Consider the following 18,560-nt stretch of genomic DNA (forward strand, 5'->3'; position numbering starts at 1 on the left):
CAATTATCACGTTCCTATCATACCATCTTTTCGATAAATAGGAAATACTTTAAATGAAAAAACTTACCAAAAGATATCTATTCTTTATTAGTTCTGTCCGAGGTTTGGGCAGAATCGCTGTCAGAAGTCGATTCACGTTCGCCGGACTGACGGCTCTTCGAGGTATCGGAGCGAGTGTCACTATCCGATTCTTTTTCATCGCTCTGAGATTCGCTGCGGCTCTTCTGTTCCGATTCAGAGGCATCACTGCGCTGCCGCTCCCGCGTCGTACTCCGGCTCGGTACTGGTGCTGAATCACCGATTGATTCAGCGTCCGATACGACACTGTTGATAAGCTGTTCCAGTACGTCCCGTTCAGCCTGGGACAAATCGTTATTTCCGCTGAGCATATCCCGCGCCTGCTGAGCTAAGCTCTGAGCCTGCGAACGAGCCGAACTGCCGCTGACAGCCCCATTGCGGTACTGCTGTTTCAAACTGCGCAGTTCATTTGAAATTTCATTGGCCTTGCTGCGAATACGGGCCGCTGCCAATTCACCACTGCGCTGTTTCCGAGCGTCCGCTTCCTGCATCTTTCGATCTTCTTCACGATTTTCCAACAGTTCTTCCTGCTGCTGTTCGGCCACTTTATCAAGCGATGCTGTCGTAACATGAGTGCCGACGTAGTATTCATAACCCATGTACCCCAAAATGACGATGGGAACACAGAGGAGCATCATTTCAAACCGGCGCATCTGGGCTGCCCGCTTCCAGCTGATGACGCTTTTGCGGCGATGTTCCATAATAAGGACGATGATTAAAATCAGTCCGATTAAGAACAAGGCCATATAAATGAAGAGTTTATGCCAAACCGTCGCCTGCAGGCTTATCGTAGACGGCTGGGAATCCGACAGCTGCCACAAATAGGTACTGGCCTGATCATCGGCTTTGGTGCTGTTGCTGGTAACCTGCGTCCCCGACGGGAAGGAAACCATATATTCCAAGTCGACACCGTTTTCCGGCATGGCCGCGCCCAGACGAAGGTTTTGAATGCTGTTGGCATCGAAATTATAATTGATATAATACGTCGAAGCAAACAGGCCGTCATGGGTCTTATGGACGATATGGTCGACGGAGCTGCGGTTGGCGCCGTCATTGGTAATGGTCTTCATGGCCCGAAAGCCTTCACCGTTATCATTACTATAATCCATGATGGTATAATTGCGCTTTTGGAACTCATCGGCATCGGCCTTCAAGCTCTGCTGCCCTTCTGCCGTAGCCGACACTTTCAAAACATCCTGCGTTTCACTGCCATCGTCATGAATGATGGTCTGCGCCCGAAATCCTGATAAGAGGAAAAATGCAGCCAACAGCATAACGGTCATAGCCAGTTTGGCAATCTTTGAATACCCTTTCATAAACTCCTCGCTTTCTGTCACTCTTCTTTTGGCGGTACCATCCCGGAATCGACAAGATGCGGCCTATCAAACAGAGAACGTCCGGCCTTATCAGCCCGAGCTTTGTCCATAGCAGCCGCGTTACTGAGCTGCTCTAACGGAACGCCGTTGACAAAAATCCCTTCGATGACGCCTTCTCCCCGCTTGATGCGGATACTGGCGATGATACTGTCATCGGTGCGAAGGCTGTAGATACCGTCGGCCATTTCCGGAGACAGGCGGTAGCGGTCAAATCCAACTTGAAACTGAACGCGGCCATCTGCATAAGAAACGACCTCAGCCCGCATGTAATCGCTGCCGGAATCGGGTTTAGAGTCCGACGCCCCTTCCACTTTCATGAGTCCCGACGCATCGCGCGAGATGGCGACGTAAATTTGCTGACCGACTTCAGGCGGCGTTTCATCGAGCCACTGCGTCGTATCTTCCGGGAATACAACGCGAACATAATCGGTCCCAAAGGTAGAGATTTCCAGCCGCGGCACAGCACGCCACTGGTAAGGAATCCCGTCGACAGAAATATTATGCCAGCGCCAGCCGACATAAGCCAGTGCGGCAAATTGAATCAATACGACTAACCCGAAGACAATCCAGCGATGACGGCCTTCCGGCGAAAAAGAAAGATGTATGCCCTGCAAAGGCGGTGAAAATTTCATTCCGACTTGCCTCCTTGATGGGACCATGGCGACTGGGTAAAGTGTTTTTTGCGTTTCGGTTCCGGTTTCATATGACTCCACGGCGACTCCGTAACTGCCGTAGATTTTTCTTTGGTCTTTTCCTGGGAAACGGCCATCTGCTGCGGCACGGCTTCCGTCGTTTCACGAATAACCTGACGAGGCGGCACGAAGTCATTCCCCGTGCTTTCAGTCGGTACGGACAGGGTGAATACCATCGGGGAATCCGTCGTATTTGCCGGTACGGAACCGGCCTTGGACGAAGTCGTATCAGACGAAGCCTCAATACCAGATTCGCCCAGCCCGAGTTCAGCCGGAGACGGAATACGGATATCCTTCATCCATTCTTCGACCGTTTCATCCGTTTCGTTTTCCTCCGGAGAATACCACACCGGCATTTCTTCTTCTGGAGCCGGTTCTTTTGTAGCTGACGCATCATCATTTCGGACGCGTGCCGCCGAATGGCGAAGTCTTGCTCTTCGTGAAGCTCTCTGTGCCGCTGATTTTTTATCTTTCTGCATCCGCCTGAACTGGAATACGATTAAGGCCAAGACGATAATGGCCAAAATCGGCGCCAGCGGCGAAAAATGCGTCCCGAAAACGAAGGCCAGGACTACGCTGACAAAAATGACGATGCCGAATTTAAGATGGGCCTGGTGATCGGGCTTAAATCCCTGAGCCGTTTCATAGACACCGAGGACAACGATGTACAAGGATGAAAGAATGAGGGGAATGGACGAATAAAGGGCCGATCGAACGAGAATCGTCTCAAAAGCCAGGATGACGGGAATCACCAAATACAAAGCCGGGCTCCACAACCGCTTCTTCACGGTTTTCGCCATCATGCCTGCCATGAATACAAAGAGGAGGACCGTAACCAAATCGGTCGTCCAATGAAAATTCCGGACCTGAGCAATCCCATCCCAGGCAAAGGGCAGGCAGGAAATGAGGAGCGAACCGACAGCGGCAAACCGCCCGAACCAACGGAAGGGCACGCCCCAAGGCCGGTGGATGTCGATGGAATAACCTACCAGCATGATTGTAACGGCCAAGCTGCCCAAAAGGAGGAATGGAATGTATTCCGTCGTCTGTGCTGCCAGTCCAAAAGCAATGAAGACGGTAATCGTCATGACCCATGAGAAAACAGACAGCCGCCGTTCATCCCGAAGGCCGATCAAGGTGTTATAGAAAGGCACTGCCAAAAGCAGAAGAAGCCACAAGAGGCCCATTCCGCCAAAGGTATTCACCGGGCCGCCGGAAGCCGTCCAATAGAGGAGGGACAAGTCGTAAACGACGAGAGCCGCAACAGAGCATAAAAAATAGACGACAGGCAGACAAAGCACGGCACAAGTAATGACATAGGACGCCGCATCCCAACCGATATAAAAAGTCTGTTCAGCCATGGCTAATACAACAAAAATGCCCAAACAATGGATGAGTGCAATCCCTTCAGCTGCCGCCGAGCCCTGCCGTTTCTGAAACATGGCCAGGCCTACACCGGCCTGAGTCACGAGCAGCAGCACACCGGCCAACGTCATGCGGGCCGGGACCGACACGTAGTACCATAATTGGGAAAGGCCCCAAATGACGGCCATGACAACGGCTGCAAATCCCAGTGCCGATAAAAACGCATATAAAGGCAGGGTCGTCAAAAGAGAATTTCTTTGTTCATCCCTGCCGTAAGATTTCCGTATTTTTTCACAGGCTTCTTCTGTAATCCATCCTTTAGAAACCCAGTCCGTGACCTTGTGGTCCAGCCATTCATTGGTATTCCGTCTCATACTTGCCTCCCAGGCGCCATCCCGGAACGAGGCACTCCGGGACCCTTCGTAATGTGATATTTCAGGCATTCCTAAAAAAGCACACCTGTCTATTCAGTATATCATAAAATGACTCTTTTCCCTATGGCATCCGTCAAATTTTTACATATTCCCAAAAGAATACCTCCCCTCATCCGTTATAACCAAACCAATCCGCAAAAAGCCATGACGGCACGAAAAAAGGGTCTCCAGGGATAATCCCTGTGAGACCCTTTAACCAGCCTGCGGCAGAACAAGGCCATGAAGGCATTGCGTCATCGTTATTTTACGATCAATACGGGGCAGACCGAATGCGTGACGACATAACTGCTGACCGAACCCATGAATAAGCCCTTCAGCGGTCCCAAGCCGCGGCTGCCCATGACAATCAAATCGGCATTGTACTTCTTCGCTACCGACAAGACAGCAGGCCCCGGCGAGCCGACTTCAAAGACGCTCTTGACTTCGATGTTTTGAGGAATCGCCTTGGCAAACTCATCAAGGATCCCCTTCCCTTCTTCTTCCATGTCCAGGGCAACCTGTTCGGTTACGTAGCCACTGGCATTGGGAATCTGGTCAAAATTCGAGATGACCGAGACGATGTTGGCAACATAGACCAGCGTAATCATAGCGCCCAAAGATGATGCAATGACGACGGCATGTTCCAAAGCTCGTTTCGAGTTGACCGAACCGTCGGTCGGAACGATGATGTTATTATATTGCTTCATATGAATCCCTCCTTATAATGCCTTATCGTTAAGTATATATTCGTCACTCCCTCGGCCGATTCCTGCCTGGCAAAAAAATTATTTAGAAAAAAACGCTTTATTTTTAAAAGCTCAGCTCGAATTCAGCCTAAATGACAGTGTAAAATGTAAAAACAGAGTATAAACTTTCATTTTCTTATGATATAATGTTAATTATAGCATACATAAATTTACTTTTTTGTAACGATTAAGAAAGGTGGTTTTTATGACACACGAACTCGTAAGCGCGACCTTACCCGTATGGAGTATCATTCCTTTTGCCGGGATGCTCCTATCCATCGCCATCGTTCCCCTCGTCCGACCGGAATGGTGGGAAAAACACATGCTTGGCGTAGCTTTTGCCTGGTCTTTATTATTCCTTATTCCCTTTGCAGTTGCTTATGGCATCGGTGAGTCATGGTTCCGCCTTCTGGAATCGGTCCTCCTCGACTACATACCCTTCATCGTTCTTCTCCTGGGTCTGTTCGTCGTTGCCGGCGGCATCGCCGTCCGTGGGACTTTAGCCGGAACGACGAAGGTCAACTGTCTTCTCTTATTCATCGGCACGGCTCTCGCCAGCTGGATCGGCACGACCGGTGCTGCCATGCTGCTCATCCGTCCTATGATCCGTGCTAACGCCTGGCGCAAGAATAAAGTCCACCTCATGGTCTTCTTTATCTTCCTGGTCGCCAATATGGGCGGCTGCCTGACCCCTCTCGGCGATCCCCCGCTCTTCATGGGCTTCCAGCGCGGTGTTCCCTTTACGTGGACCTTCCATCTCCTGCCGATTCTGCTCCTGAACCTGGTCATCATGTTTGCCATCTTTGCCATGATGGATAAGCATTTTTATAATAAGGAAATAAAAGAAGGCCGCTCGCCTCATGACGCCATTGCTGCCGGCAGCAAAGAACCGATCCGTCTTGAAGGGGCTCATAACCTGATTTTTATCGCTATGATCATCATCGGCGTATTAGCCAACGGCCTCCTGTCGGAAATGCATCCGTTCTTTGCCAACGGTGCCGGCATCCATATTTACGACGAAATCGTCTTCCCCTATGCAACCTTAGCTGAAATCATCATCATCTTAGTCGCTGCATTCCTCTCGATTAAGACGACAAAAAAATCGACGCGAGACCTCAACGAATTTACGTATGCTCCTATCATCGAAGTCGCAAAACTCTTTATCGGCATCTTTGTCACTATGATTCCTGCCTTAATTCTGCTCAAAGCCCACGGGGCTGAACTGGGAATGAACAATCCTTGGCAGATGTTCTGGGCTACCGGCGCCTTGTCGTCCTTCTTGGACAATACGCCGACGTATTTGGTATTCCTGCAGACTGCCGGGGCGCTTGGTGCCACGGAAGGCATCACGACCTCCGTCGGTACGGTTTCTCAAATCATGTTGGAAGCCATCTCAGCCGGTGCCGTTTTCATGGGTGCCAATACTTATATCGGCAATGCACCGAACTTCATGGTTAAATCCATTGCCGAAGAAAATAAGATCAAAATGCCGAGCTTCTTCGGGTACATGGGCTGGTCCATTGCCATCCTCATCCCGGTATTCATCATCAACACCTTCGTATTCTTCTTATAATTAAGAATACAAAAAAGCAGGACTGCTTCTCAGTCCTGCTTTTTGCATCTCTTGAATGCCTTCAGAAACGCTGACAACAAACAAAAGGCGCCGCACACTGTGCGACGCCTTTTTTGGTGATCCATCCGAGATTCGAACTCGGGACACCCTGATTAAAAGTCAGGTGCTCTACCAGCTGAGCTAATGAATCATGGCTGGCAGGGGTAGCTGGATTCGAACCAGCGCATAGCGGAGTCAAAGTCCGGTGCCTTACCACTTGGCTATACCCCTATGGGGCGAGTATAGGGATTCGAACCCTAGCATAACGGAGCCACAATCCGCCGTGTTAACCACTTCACCATACCCGCCATATAAGATTATCTGCCGTAACGGCGCTGAATCAGCGTCGTCAACGTAGATAATCTTACCATGAGTCAAAGACAAAGTCAAGTATTTTTTACATTTAATCACAAAAGAATACAGACCTGAAATGCATAGCTGTAAACCAAGCCGATTAACGGTCAGCCTTTCCATACAGAAGGTCCTTTACGAAATTCGGCAGGACAAAGGCGCTCTGCTGAATCCCTTCATTGTAATAGCGCGTCGGGAAGGTACGCTTTCGATTCGGCGTCCACTGCAGGGGATCGTATTTTTTAGACCCCAGCGTAAAGCAGTGCATCCCCGACGGATAGAGGGGAATGAAGGCCGTATATAAACGGGCGACAGGGAAAATATCAGATACGCAGTCGAATACATCTTTCACCAATTTGCCGTGCATGAAAGGCGATTCCGTCTGCTGAACAAAAATCCCGTCGTCCTTCAAAGCTTTAAAGGTATCCTTATAAAAATCGTAGGTGAAAAGGCCTTCTCCGGGGCCGACAGGATCAGAGCAGTCGACGATGATGACGTCATAGTAATTTTCGGCTTGCCGCATAAAGGCAATGCCGTCGCCGACAGTTACGGTCAGTTTGGGATTTTCTTCCACCATGGCCTTGGAAATTTCAGGGAAATACTGTTTAGACAATTCGATGACCTTGCCGTCTATATCGACCATAGCCACCGATTCGACTTCAGGGTGGCGGACGGCTTCCCGGGCTGACCCGCCGTCACCTCCTCCAATGATGAGAACCCGTTTCGGATTTGGGTGAAGAAACAAGGGAATGTGAACGATACTTTCATGATACATGAATTCATCTTTAACAGACGTCTGGAATACGCCGTCTAAGACCAGCATGCGGCCAAATTCCTTCGAATCGGCGACGACGATGTCCTGAAAGTCGGAATGACCGCGATAAAGGATTTCTGAGGCTTCCGTCGTCAGATCCAGGTAAGGGGACTGATGTTCCGTTATAAATTTTTTCATATTGTACTCCTTGATAATATCCTGAGTTTATCATATTCTGATAGTGACTTCATTTTAGCATATTTAGGCTCATTTGTCGCAGCGCATTTCATGGTTTCCAAAATGATATCGATTTCTTATTAATAAGTAAAATCCTTTGTCTCCCCCCCTTACAGAATAAAGGGATTATGGTACAATATAAAGTAGACTTTTTATATATAGTCTTTATAATAAATAAAATTTTTAAAGAAAGAGTCGGTTTATAAACCGATAGGGTGACAAAACATGAAGAATCTCTTACACATCGGCATTGACATCGGTTCGACGACAGTAAAAATCGCTGTTCTCAACCATGCCAAACAATGCCTGCACGCATGCTATGTCCGCCACTATACGGATATACGCCAAAAAGTTTGGGATTTACTCCAAAACGCCTATGAAATCTTTGGCGACCGTCAGATCACCATGGCTATCACCGGGTCCGGCGGCATTGCCCTGGCCGACTACCTGCACATCCCTTTTCTGCAGGAAGTCATTGCCGGCACCAAAGCCGTTCGAACATACTATCCTCAGTCCGATGTCATCATCGAACTGGGTGGTGAAGATGCCAAAATCACCTACCTTACCGGCGGCAATGAGCACCGTATGAACGGCAACTGCGCCGGCGGGACGGGGGCCTTCATCGATCAGATGGCAACCCTCCTCGACACTGAAGCCAGCGGCTTGAATGAACTGGCCAAGAAGTCCGATACAATCTATCCCATTGCAGCCCGCTGCGGCGTCTTTGCCAAGACCGATATCCAGGCCCTCTTAAATGAAGGGGCCAGCAAGGAAAATGTCGCGGCTTCGGTCTTTCAGTCCATCGTTTTCCAGACCATCACCGGCCTTGCCTGCGGCCGTCCCATCAAGGGCACGGTCTGCTTTCTCGGTGGTCCCTTGACCTACTTGTCGCAGCTTCGCGAACAATTCGCCAAGACATTGCACTTGACGCCGGATAAGGTCATTGCCCCGGAAAACGCCCAAGTCTACGTCGCCATCGGTGCCGCCCTGGGGAGTATGGATACCAAGCCGGTCTCCTTCATGAATCTCATGGGGCAGCTTAAGAACGTCGATGAATCGACACTGGCCAAGTCAGACCGGGTCGCCCCCCTCTTTGACAGCCAAGCTGAACTCGACGAATTCCAAGAACGCCATCGTCAGCATACCGTTCCTCACGGCGATATGGACAGCTACAGCGGCCCCTGCTATCTCGGCATCGACGCCGGTTCGACCACCATCAAGGCCGTCGTCTTGAGCGAAGACATGAAAATCCTCTATTCTCACTATCAGAATAATGAAGGAAGTCCTTTGGCAGCTGCTAAAAAGATTGTCGCCGACGTCTACTCCCGCCTTCCGAAAGGGGCCTTCATCGCCAAAGCCGGCATTACCGGCTACGGTGAAGCCCTGCTCAAAGAAGCACTGCACCTCGATCTTGGCGAAGTCGAAACGATTGCCCACTATCAGGCCGCATCCCATTTTTGCCCGGACGTCGATTTTCTCCTCGACATCGGCGGACAGGATATGAAGTGCAGCCGCATCAAAGACGGCCACATCGAAGACATTCTGCTCAACGAAGCCTGCTCGTCGGGCTGTGGCTCCTTCCTCGACACCTTTGCCAAATCGCTGAAGATGTCCATTCAGGAATTTTCTCAGGCAGCCCTCCTGGCCAAGAGTCCCATCGACCTCGGTTCCCGCTGCACGGTATTCATGAATTCCAAAGTCAAACAAGCGCAAAAAGAAGGCGCTACCTTAGCCGATATTTCTGCCGGCCTGTCTTACTCGGTCATAAAAAATGCCCTTTATAAAGTTATCAAAGTCAAAGACCCTGCAAAACTTGGCAAGCACATCGTCGTCCAAGGCGGTACTTTTTATAACGACGCTGTCCTCCGGGCTTTTGAAAAGCTCCTGGGCCGCCAAGTCATCCGTCCGTCGATTTCAGGACTCATGGGTGCCTTCGGCATGGGAATCATCTGCCGCACAGCCTATCATCAGGACCACGTCGTATCGACCATCGTTGACGAAAAAGCCCTGCAGGAATTGAATATCACGACGTCCATTCGCCACTGCGGCCTCTGCACCAATAACTGCCTGCTCACGGTCAACACCTTCAACGACGGCCGTTCCTTCATCACAGGCAACCGCTGCGAACGAGGCGCTGCCGGCTCGACGGCGGCCCGCAAGAAGCCCTTGCCGAACATGTATAAGATAAAATACAACCTCCTCTTCGGCTATAAACCCCTTACCGACGCTCCCCGCGGCACGATCGGCATCCCCCGAGTCCTCAACATGTATGAAGACTATCCCTTCTGGTTTACTTTCTTCACCAAACTCGGTTATTCCGTCGTCTTATCCGATCCTTCTTCCAAAGGGCTCTTTGAAAAAGCCATGGATACGATTCCATCCGATTCGGCCTGCTACCCGGCCAAGCTCGTCCACGGGCATATCGAAAACCTCCTTCAAAAAGGGGTCGACCGAATCTTCTATCCCTGCATCCAAAACGGTCCTCAAGAAGGAAGCAAGGACAACACCTTCAACTGCCCCATGGTCATGAGCTATCCGGAAGTCATCCGCAACAACATGGGCGAACGGCTGGCCGAAACGAATACACCGTACCTCTGCCCCTTCCTGCCCTTACACGACAAGAAGCGCATTGCCAAACGCCTCATTGAAGAATTGAAGGCTTGGAATCTCCCGGACCGCGAAATCAAGCAAGCCGCTATGGCTGCCTGGGAAGAAGAAGAAGCTTATAAACAGAAGATTTACAGCCTGACCCAAAAGATTTTAGATGACCTCAAAAAGAACGACCAGCGGGCCATCGTCCTTTGCGGTCGCCCGTACCACGTCGACCCGGAAATCAACCACGGCATACCGGAACTGATCAACAGCCTGGGCCTGGCCGTCCTTACAGAAGACGGCGTCGCTTCCTTGTCGACCTTTGACGGCAATCTCCGCGTCGTCGACCAGTGGTCGTACCACTCCCGCCTCTATCGGGCAGCCCAGTACGTTACCCAGCATCCGAACCTCGAACTGGTAGAGCTCAATTCCTTCGGCTGCGGCCTCGACGCCATCGTCGCCGACCAGGTACAGGATATCCTGACCCACGGCCACAAGATCCACACCCTGCTGAAAATCGACGAAGGCTCGAACCTCGGTGCCATCCGCATCCGCCTGCGCTCCTTGCTGTTCGTCATGAATCATCGGCCGAAAGAAGATTACACTCTCGAACCGTATTCCTACGAAAAGACGATCTTTACAAAAGAAGACGCCAAAAAGAACGTCATCCTGGCCCCGTCTATGACACCGATCCATTTTCCCATGCTCATGTCAGCCTTCGAACACGAAGGCTATCACGTCGAACTCCTGCCCCACCAGAACCAGGAAGCCATCGATACCGGTCTGGCCTATATCCACAATGACGCCTGCTATCCTGCTATCATGAGTTTGGGCCAAATCCTCACGGCCTTAAAGTCGGGAAAATACGATTTAAACCATACGACGGTCATGATTTCCCAGACCGGCGGCTGCTGCCGGGCCACCAATTACATCGGCATGATTCGAAAAGCTTTGAACGATGCCAATATGTCCCAGGTTGCCATTTTATCCCTCAATATGAAGGGCATGAACAAGCAGCCCGGTTTCCAGCCGGGGCTCGGCTTCTGGCACCGCCTCATCATGGGTATGATTTACGGCGACGCCCTGCAGCAAGTCTTGTACCGCACGCGGCCTTATGAAAAGGTCAAGGGTACGGCCGAAGCCTTGTTCCATAAGTGGCAGGAAAAATGCACACAGCAGCTCAAGAAAGCCGACTTTAAATCCTTCAAGCGCAACCTTCGCGACCTCATCAATGAATTCGACAATATCGAAATGAGTGACGAAAAGAAACCGCGCATTGGCTTGGTCGGCGAAATCTACGTCAAGTTCCACCCCATTGCCAACAACCACATCGTCCGCATGATTGAAGAAGAAGGCGGTGAAATCATCGTCTCCGGTCTGGCCGACTTCTTCCTCTACGGTCTGCTCGACGACCAGTTCCGCCATAAGTACCTTTCCGGAAGTTGGAAAGACGCCTTATTCAGCAAGACCGGCGTCCGCCTTCTCGAATGGTACCGCAAACCATACGAACAGGCCGTTGCCAAGAGCCGCCACTTCGATCCCATTACGTCGATTTACGACATTGCCGACGAAGCCAAGAAATTCTTGTCCCTCGGCCATGAAGCCGGTGAAGGCTGGTTCCTCACGGGGGACATGATCGACCTCATCCATCGCGGGGCCAAGAACATCGTCTGCCTCCAGCCCTGGGCCTGCCTGCCCAATCACGTCACGGGCAAGGGCATGATCAAGACCTTGAAAGCGGCCTTCCCTGAAACGAATATCGTCGCCATCGACTACGACCCCAGTGCCAGCTCGGTCAACCAGACGAACCGTCTGAAATTAATGCTGACTACGACTTTTGAAGGCATCCGGGAAACAGTCCAGGAAGACACCAAACCGGTCCTTCCCTTCATGAGCGGCGTCCGCATCAACAGTTCCCTTGAAAAATAAATAACGCCATCACAAAAAACGCCTTTCCATGATACACCGTCATGGAAAGGCGTTTCGTTGTCTTTCAGAATATATAACTCAGACCGTCTTATGTTTCATAGCCTGATAGAGTTTTTCAGCCGTAATGGGAAGGTCGCGGACCCATACGCCGGTTGCATTATAAACGGCGTGAGCAATGGCCGGGGACGGCGAGTCGATGACCAGTTCGCCGATGGATTTAGCACCGAAAGGACCGTTCGGTTCATAGCTCGGTTCAAATTCGACGTTGACGGGGCCGACGTCGAGACGCGTCGGCAGGCGATACTGCATGAAAGAATTATTCTGCAGCCGTCCCGTCGGCGTATACTGAATGTTTTCCGTGAGAGCCATGCCGATAGCCTGGACGATGCCTCCTTCGGCCTGGACACGGGCCAGGCTGGGGTTGATGACTGTACCGCAGTCAATGATGGCATCGTATTTCAAGAGAGTGATGTTCCCCGTTTCGGGATCGACATCGATCGTCGCAGCACCGGCCATATACGGCGGCGGACTGGTCGGCGAATAGCACGATTCCGTCGCCTCGAGGGCAATGCCGTTCATGAACATGGCCCCGTTGCCGAGATCGCGGACGGTAATCGACTTACCGGTTTGAAGGCAGGTAATGGCCTTGCCGTCAAATTCCAGGTCATCCAAATCCGTATCGGACAGCCCCAATTTAATGGCCGCTAATTCTTTCATCCGATGAATCAAGCTTTCACAGGTCTTGACGACGGCATTGCCCGTCAGATACGTCGTAGACGAGGCATAAGAGCCGCTGTCATAGGGAGACGTATCGGTATCGACGCCGTCAGTGACGATGTCGTCGACAGAACACATGAGGCATTCGGCAGCAATCTGGGCGAGGATGGTATCGCAACCGGTTCCCATATCGGTAGCCCCAACGTGGAGCGTATAGAAGCCGTCATCATTGACTTTGATCGTAACCGAGGCCACGTCGACGTTGGAGACACTGGAACCCTGCATAGCGATAGCCAAACCGACGGATTGGATATGACCGTTGGGCAGGACTTTTCGCGGCGACGCATCGTCCCAACCGGACATGGAAACGACGCGTTCCAGACATTTATCGAGGGTACAGCTGAGGGCCGTTTCATTAAAATAGGCCGGCAGGACCTGGTTTTGGCGGACCATATTCTTAAACCGCAGTTCCACAGGACTCATATGGAGGGCTTCGGCCAATTCGTTGACGGCTGTCTCCAGCGCAAAGAGGCCTTGTGTCGCCCCATAGCCGCGGTAAGCCCCGGCAGCGATGGTATTGGTATAGACACAGGTATAGCTGAATTGAAAGGCTTCAGCGGCATTATATAAAGGAATCGACTTGTGTCCCGATAAAGTAACCGTCGTCGGCGTATGTTCACCATACGCGCCGGCGTTCCATAAAGAATCGAGGAGAATGCCCCGGATATGGCCGTCTTTCGACGCTCCGAGAACGACGCGGATCTGCGATTCATGGCGCGGTGTCGATACGGTCAGCGATTCTTCCCGACTGTAGACCATATAGGCCGGTTTGCCTGTCAGCCAGGCAATGAAAGCCGGATAGACTTCCATGACGACGGTCTGTTTCGAGCCGAAGCCTCCGCCGATACGCGGTTTAATGACCCGAACCTTGGATTTGGGGATTTCAAGGGCATGGGAAACGACGCGGCGCACATGGAAAGGTACCTGCGTCGAGCTGACGATGGTCAGCCGTCCGAATACGTCTTTATAAGCATAGGCTCGGAAGGTTTCCATGGCTGCCTGCTGATTCTGACGAGTGTGATACGTCCGGTCGATGACGACGTCTGACGAAGCCAGGACGGCATCGATATCGCCGTGACGGTCGCAGGCCTTGGCGACGAGGTTGCGCTTGTTGTCGCCGCCGACGTCGACTAAAGGTTTCCAATCGTCTTCGGGGTGGACGACGATATCGTTGTCCAAGGCCTTCGTAAAGTCGAGGAGCGGTTCCTGGACTTCATATTCGACGCGGATAGCCCGCAGCGCCTTATCGACTGCCGCTTGATTCGTCCCTGCCACGAGGGCTACGGCATCGCCGACAAAACGGATCTGTTTATCCAAAATAAGCCGGTCGTAAGGACTCGGTTCCGGATAGGTCTGGCCGGCAATGGTAAATCGCGACTTAGGTACGTCATCGGCCGTTACGATACAAACGATGCCCAGAATTTTCTCAGCGGCACTCTTATTGACCTTTTTAACGATGGCTCTGGCATGGGGGCTCCGCAGCACCTTTACGATGAGGCAGTCTTTGGGCATGATGTCTTCCGTATAGACAGGCTGCCCCGTAACCAAGGCTTGGGAATCCTTCTTGGCTACGACCTTATTGATCGATTTAAATTCCATCATGACCGGACCTCCTTCCCCTTGGCCTTAAAATACTCTTTAATAGCCCTCATATGACTCATATATCCCGTACAGCGGCAGAGGTTACCCGATAAAAATTCCTTTATTTCGTCTTCCGTCGGCGAATCGAAGCGGCGAGCCATGGCCAGGACGTTCATGACGAAGCCCGGGTTGCAGAAGCCGCACTGGTCGGCACCTTGAAGTCCCATATAGTAGGCAAATTCCTTGGCTTCCTCTTGGAGGCCTTCAAGGGTCGTAACTTGACAGCCATCGATGCGAACAGCTAGTACGGCGCAGGACAAGACCGGCACATCATTGACCCAAACGGTACAGAGGCCGCAGTTTGTCGTTTCACAGCCGCATTTTACACTATAACATCCCTGGCTGCGGAGAAAATCATAAAGCATCATCCCCGGTTCGATATCGGCCGAGGATTTTTTTCCATTAAGCCAATAGGTAATCATCATCAGACATCATCTCCCATCGTTTGAACCAACAGGCGCCGACATAAGACGACAGCCATATCATGGCGATATTCGGAAGAACCGCGTTGGTTGGTTTCATACGTCACCTTTTCGGCAAATTCCCGACCGGCCTTTTCACAGCCAAGTGTCTTGACAGTATCCACAGGGAGTGTCATGACCTCAGCTCGTCCCGGACGGGCACCGATGGAACAGCGCACCTCTTTTCCGTCGACGTGGACAGCGGCAGCGATGATGGGAAAATCCGTCGCATTGAGGCGAAGAGACGCATAGGCCGTCTGGCCGCTCTTTTTAGGCACGATGATATGGCTTACGATATCCTTCTCGGGCCCGGTCTTGCCAAAATCAGACAGCGGAACGCGTCCGCCCTTATACAATTCAACGTCGGCATCAAGCGCCAAGAGCAAGGTCCAAATATCGGAAAAGCCGAAGCGGCCGCTGATACTGCCGCCAATGGTCGCCAAGTTGCGGAACTGAGTCCCTACGATATGGCGTGTCGCTTCTTTTACAGCTCCATGGGTATAGGTCAACAGTCCTTCATGGCTGCCAAAGGCTCCGAGAGTGACCATGGCTCCGATTTTAAAAGAGTCATCCTGTTCTTCTATCGCATCGAGGCCAAGACCTGACAAGTCGATGGCCTGAGCAATGCGCCGTTGGGGCGACAGGCGGAGCCAGCAGCATCCGCCGAGGACAACGGCCCCGCGGCCTTGATTCAATTCCCACGCTTCTTCAAGGGACGCCGCCTTCGTATACTGCACAATATTCATAAAAAGACCTCCTTAATCGGGGAGAAATTAACAAAACCCTTATAAACGAAACAGTCGCTCCGTATTGGCCTTTGCCTGAACCGTCAAGGCTTCGACAGAAACATCCATATACTGAGCCAAGGTGCTGGCAACATAGGTGATATTATTGGGAACATTCGTCCGTGGCAAGTGAAACCCGCGCGGCGTCAGATAAGGCGCATCCGTCTCGAGAAGTACCCGATCCAGGGGCAAAATGGACACGGCCTCGCGCAGTGCATCGGCTCGCCGTTCATCACAGATCCAGCCGGTAATGCCGATATAAAAGCCCATATCGAGCATACGGGCCAGTGTTTCTTTATCACCGGTATAACAGTGGACAACGGACTTCGGACAGACCCCTTCATGGCCTTTAAAACAGGCTAAAAAATCGTCTCCGGCATCGCGTTCATGAAGAAACATCGGTTTATCCAGTTCTTCTGCCAGGGCAATCAGTTTCTTAAAAAAGTAGAGCTGGTTTTCTTTTTTAGAATACATGCGGTCATAGTCGAGACCGGTTTCACCGACAGCGACGATTTTCGGATTGGTCGTGACGATGCGCCGGATTTCCTCGACATCGGCCTCCGTCGCGGCGTCTGCCACATGAGGATGAATGCCGGCCGTACCAAATACCTGATGAGTTCGGACAAAGTCATCGACCAGTCTGTTTTCCCGATCTTCGGAGCCGGTCAGGATACAGCAGATACCGTCGGCTTCAGCATCGGCAATGATTTTCTCCGGATCCGGAAAAGACCGCGTAAATAAATTAAGCCCAATATCGTAATAGGTTATATTCATTCCAATACACCTCGTAATAATTTGTCATCTTTATTGTACCAGAAAACAGGCGCCTTGCGTAGCCTCTGCGCCCTCTCCATAATGGACAAAAAAAGAGCACTCAGGAAAAATCCTAAGTGCTCTTTATCCAGTAATCTGGCGGAGTGAGAGAGATTCGAACTCTCGCAGGCCTTGCGACCTCTAACGATTTAGCAAACCGTCCTCTTCAGCCTCTTGAGTATCACTCCATGCGTCAACTGACTATATTAGTTTACTATAACCAGGAGTGATTGTCAAGGCTGATGTTTTATGAAAAGCTATTTTTCTAAAATACGTTCTACCGATTCTACTTTAGCATCCATCATGTTCGTATAACCCGGGCGGATATCGGCTTTCAAGATGACCTCTGTCCGAATTCCCTGATCCGTCAAATACTGCGTCGCCTTTTTGACGACAGCCATGACGTCATCCCATTCGCCTTCAATTTCGGTAAACATCGAGTTCGTCCGATTCGAAAGCCCGGATTCACGAATAATTTTAACGATTTCAGCGACATACGGTGCAAATTCATCACCGGTACCACACGGTGCAATGCAAAGGGCAACTAATGTATTCATATTTTATACCTCCTCAATCATAAAAGGATTTTGTGCAATATCTTCAGGTGTCGCAACATAGAGCTCATCGATAAAGGCAGCTTGGAAAGAACCGGTACCCTTAACGTAGGCAGCCGCCCTTTTACCGGCCAGATTGTAAATGGCAGCACCGGTAATAGCTGCTATAAAAGGACTGGCCACTGCCGCATAGACGGCCATGACACCGCCAAGAGAGCAACCCGTACCCGTAATAGAAGGCATCATATCCGAACCGCCTTTTGAAAGGACGACCTGACGGCCATCGGTGATTAAATCAGCTTCACCGGAAACGGCAACGGCACCGCCCGTCCATTTTGCCAAGGCCACAGCAGCTGATTTTGCCTCGTAAACGGCATCGGTCGAATCGACGCCGCGTACGTCCGACGTATGCGAACCGCCTTCTAAGTCCCATAAACCGGCTAAGGCGATGATTTCTGAAGCATTGCCGCGAATGATGGTCGGCTTATACGGCTTAAATTTCAGCAATAAGTCCGTACGCATTTTCCCCATTCCGATAGCCACGGGATCAAGGACCCAGGGCTTTCCGTCATCATGAAGGGCTGCTGCCGTCAGCGGCAGTGTATCTTCATATATGGGGAATAACGTGCCTACGTTGATGTACATCGCCGCCCCAATCTTCGCCATGGCAACGCCTTCGTCCGGTAAGTAGACCATGGCTGCTGAGCCGCCGACAGCGAGCTGCGCATTGGCAACGAAGTTGATCGTCACCGTGTTCGTAATCGACGGAGTCAACGGGTTCGACGTTTTCGCCAATTGGGCCGCTTTGGCGACGGCCGCAGATATTTCAGATTGAGTCATGTTATTACCACCTTTGTGATTTGCTATGTCTATTATAGCTTTTATGGGCAGTAAAGTGAAGGCATTCAAAGAAGAACCCGTAAGGCTGAAATCACACCGTAAACCAGAAATTTTAGCGCTTGAAGGGGATAGTTAGGGAGTATTTATTTTTGAACGGTTCAAAAAATTCTTAGCCATAGTGAGTTAATTCGACGAAAGATTGGCGGTATAAAGAGAAGAGGCATAGGTTGAAGGGCTTCTTTCGGGATGTTTTCGACATCCGTCTGATAATGCTCGATATGTCTGAGGGCTTCTGACTAGTAGCCTTCTGGCTTCCTGTCAGGGAAAATCCTAATTGAACTGAAAGCGGCAGCCTTGTCGCCTGCGGCATCCGTAAAAAAAGTCTGCCACGAGACTCCCCCACCCACTCCGAAGTCAAGCTTCGGAGTAAGCGACTCACAAAGGTTTATGCGTCCCTTCGGTCCTTTAAACCTTGTTCGCTGCTTAAAAAAAGAAGCACTTCATTATCGAAGTGCTTCTCTCTATGAATCAGCGGCTTCCTATC

General features: G+C 51.1%; 13 protein-coding genes and 4 tRNA genes. 2 read left to right on the plus strand and 15 right to left on the minus strand.

Annotated elements, in window-relative coordinates; translation table 11 throughout:
- Nucleotides 1-77: 77 nt before the first annotated feature.
- From A0U42_RS00585 to A0U42_RS00600, 4 genes are all read right to left on the minus strand, one after another.
- Complete coding sequence (locus A0U42_RS00585; protein ID WP_044504727.1) at nt 78-1,394, minus strand: hypothetical protein; 1,317 nt, start codon at nt 1,392-1,394, stop codon at nt 78-80.
- Nucleotides 1,395-1,411: 17 nt separating this feature from the next.
- Nucleotides 1,412-2,086, minus strand: a complete 675-nt coding sequence (locus A0U42_RS00590) for a hypothetical protein (RefSeq protein WP_044504730.1) — start codon at nt 2,084-2,086, stop codon at nt 1,412-1,414.
- Nucleotides 2,083-3,885, minus strand: a complete 1,803-nt coding sequence (locus A0U42_RS00595) for a DUF2157 domain-containing protein (RefSeq protein ID WP_065359459.1) — start codon at nt 3,883-3,885, stop codon at nt 2,083-2,085. The genes A0U42_RS00590 and A0U42_RS00595 overlap by 4 nt, the downstream gene beginning before the upstream one ends.
- 299 nt (nt 3,886-4,184) lie before the next feature.
- Nucleotides 4,185-4,631: a universal stress protein gene (locus A0U42_RS00600; RefSeq protein ID WP_044504734.1), complete on the minus strand. Its 447-nt coding sequence runs from the start codon at nt 4,629-4,631 to the stop codon at nt 4,185-4,187.
- 244 nt (nt 4,632-4,875) lie between these two features.
- Here A0U42_RS00600 and A0U42_RS00605 point away from each other — a divergent pair, with 244 nt between their 5' ends.
- Nucleotides 4,876-6,243 (plus strand): sodium:proton antiporter, encoded by a 1,368-nt coding sequence (locus A0U42_RS00605; protein ID WP_083122081.1) that lies wholly within the window; start codon nt 4,876-4,878, stop codon nt 6,241-6,243.
- A 114-nt stretch (nt 6,244-6,357) separates the two neighbouring features.
- Here A0U42_RS00605 and A0U42_RS00610 read toward each other — a convergent pair.
- The 4 genes from A0U42_RS00610 to speE all read right to left on the minus strand — a co-directional run bounded on the left by A0U42_RS00610 (nt 6,358) and on the right by speE (nt 7,585).
- Nucleotides 6,358-6,433: transfer RNA gene (locus A0U42_RS00610), tRNA-Lys, on the minus strand.
- Nucleotides 6,434-6,438: 5 nt separating this feature from the next.
- A tRNA-Gln gene (locus A0U42_RS00615) sits at nt 6,439-6,513 on the minus strand.
- A 1-nt stretch (nt 6,514) separates the two neighbouring features.
- Nucleotides 6,515-6,590 (minus strand) — tRNA-His (locus A0U42_RS00620).
- Nucleotides 6,591-6,736: 146 nt separating this feature from the next.
- Nucleotides 6,737-7,585, minus strand: coding sequence for a polyamine aminopropyltransferase (gene speE, locus A0U42_RS00625; protein WP_065359460.1), 849 nt, complete (start codon nt 7,583-7,585; stop codon nt 6,737-6,739).
- Nucleotides 7,586-7,849: 264 nt separating this feature from the next.
- Between speE and A0U42_RS00630 the strand changes: the two genes are divergently transcribed.
- Nucleotides 7,850-12,145 (plus strand): 2-hydroxyacyl-CoA dehydratase, encoded by a 4,296-nt coding sequence (locus A0U42_RS00630; RefSeq protein ID WP_044504739.1) that lies wholly within the window; start codon nt 7,850-7,852, stop codon nt 12,143-12,145.
- A 78-nt stretch (nt 12,146-12,223) separates the two neighbouring features.
- Here the strand turns inward: A0U42_RS00630 and A0U42_RS00635 are convergent, their stop codons facing one another.
- From A0U42_RS00635 to thiM, 7 genes are all read right to left on the minus strand, one after another.
- The gene (locus A0U42_RS00635) at nt 12,224-14,524 is read right to left on the minus strand and encodes a xanthine dehydrogenase family protein molybdopterin-binding subunit (RefSeq protein ID WP_255304064.1); all 2,301 of its coding nucleotides are present in this window, start codon (nt 14,522-14,524) and stop codon (nt 12,224-12,226) included.
- Entirely contained in the window at nt 14,521-14,988 is a 468-nt protein-coding gene (locus tag A0U42_RS00640; RefSeq protein WP_065359461.1) for a (2Fe-2S)-binding protein, read from the minus strand. The genes A0U42_RS00635 and A0U42_RS00640 overlap by 4 nt, the downstream gene beginning before the upstream one ends.
- Entirely contained in the window at nt 14,988-15,770 is a 783-nt protein-coding gene (locus A0U42_RS00645) for a xanthine dehydrogenase family protein subunit M (RefSeq protein WP_065359462.1), read from the minus strand. Before A0U42_RS00645 ends, A0U42_RS00640 begins: the two co-directional genes overlap by 1 nt.
- Nucleotides 15,771-15,809: 39 nt before the next feature.
- A complete protein-coding gene (locus A0U42_RS00650; RefSeq protein ID WP_065359463.1) occupies nt 15,810-16,583 on the minus strand; it encodes a TatD family hydrolase in 774 nt (257 codons plus the stop codon).
- A gap of 136 nt (nt 16,584-16,719) precedes the next feature.
- A tRNA-Ser gene (locus tag A0U42_RS00655) sits at nt 16,720-16,810 on the minus strand.
- A 69-nt stretch (nt 16,811-16,879) separates the two neighbouring features.
- Nucleotides 16,880-17,179 carry an MTH1187 family thiamine-binding protein gene (locus tag A0U42_RS00660; protein WP_065359464.1) on the minus strand — a complete coding sequence of 100 codons (300 nt, stop codon included), beginning with the start codon at nt 17,177-17,179 and terminating at the stop codon, nt 16,880-16,882.
- 3 nt (nt 17,180-17,182) lie between these two features.
- Complete coding sequence (gene thiM / locus A0U42_RS00665) at nt 17,183-18,016, minus strand: hydroxyethylthiazole kinase (protein ID WP_065359465.1); 834 nt, start codon at nt 18,014-18,016, stop codon at nt 17,183-17,185.
- Nucleotides 18,017-18,560 lie beyond the last annotated feature (544 nt).

The sequence above is a fragment of the Megasphaera sp. DISK 18 genome (assembly GCF_001682955.1).
Classification (GTDB): Bacteria; Bacillota; Negativicutes; order Veillonellales; family Megasphaeraceae; genus Megasphaera; species Megasphaera massiliensis.

Coding starts and splice junctions, on each gene's coding strand:
- speE (WP_065359460.1), bottom strand. CDS start 7,585: ATGAAAAAATTTATAACGGAACATCAGTCCCCTTACCTGGATCTGACG.
- A0U42_RS00650 (WP_065359463.1), bottom strand. CDS start 16,583: ATGAATATAACCTATTACGATATTGGGCTTAATTTATTTACGCGGTCT.
- A0U42_RS00660 (WP_065359464.1), bottom strand. CDS start 17,179: ATGAATACATTAGTTGCCCTTTGCATTGCACCGTGTGGTACCGGTGAT.
- A0U42_RS00640 (WP_065359461.1), bottom strand. CDS start 14,988: ATGATGATTACCTATTGGCTTAATGGAAAAAAATCCTCGGCCGATATC.
- A0U42_RS00590 (WP_044504730.1), bottom strand. CDS start 2,086: ATGAAATTTTCACCGCCTTTGCAGGGCATACATCTTTCTTTTTCGCCG.
- A0U42_RS00595 (WP_065359459.1), bottom strand. CDS start 3,885: ATGAGACGGAATACCAATGAATGGCTGGACCACAAGGTCACGGACTGG.
- A0U42_RS00605 (WP_083122081.1), top strand. CDS start 4,876: ATGACACACGAACTCGTAAGCGCGACCTTACCCGTATGGAGTATCATT.
- A0U42_RS00600 (WP_044504734.1), bottom strand. CDS start 4,631: ATGAAGCAATATAATAACATCATCGTTCCGACCGACGGTTCGGTCAAC.
- A0U42_RS00630 (WP_044504739.1), top strand. CDS start 7,850: ATGAAGAATCTCTTACACATCGGCATTGACATCGGTTCGACGACAGTA.
- A0U42_RS00645 (WP_065359462.1), bottom strand. CDS start 15,770: ATGAATATTGTGCAGTATACGAAGGCGGCGTCCCTTGAAGAAGCGTGG.
- A0U42_RS00635 (WP_255304064.1), bottom strand. CDS start 14,524: ATGATGGAATTTAAATCGATCAATAAGGTCGTAGCCAAGAAGGATTCC.
- thiM (WP_065359465.1), bottom strand. CDS start 18,016: ATGACTCAATCTGAAATATCTGCGGCCGTCGCCAAAGCGGCCCAATTG.
- A0U42_RS00585 (WP_044504727.1), bottom strand. CDS start 1,394: ATGAAAGGGTATTCAAAGATTGCCAAACTGGCTATGACCGTTATGCTG.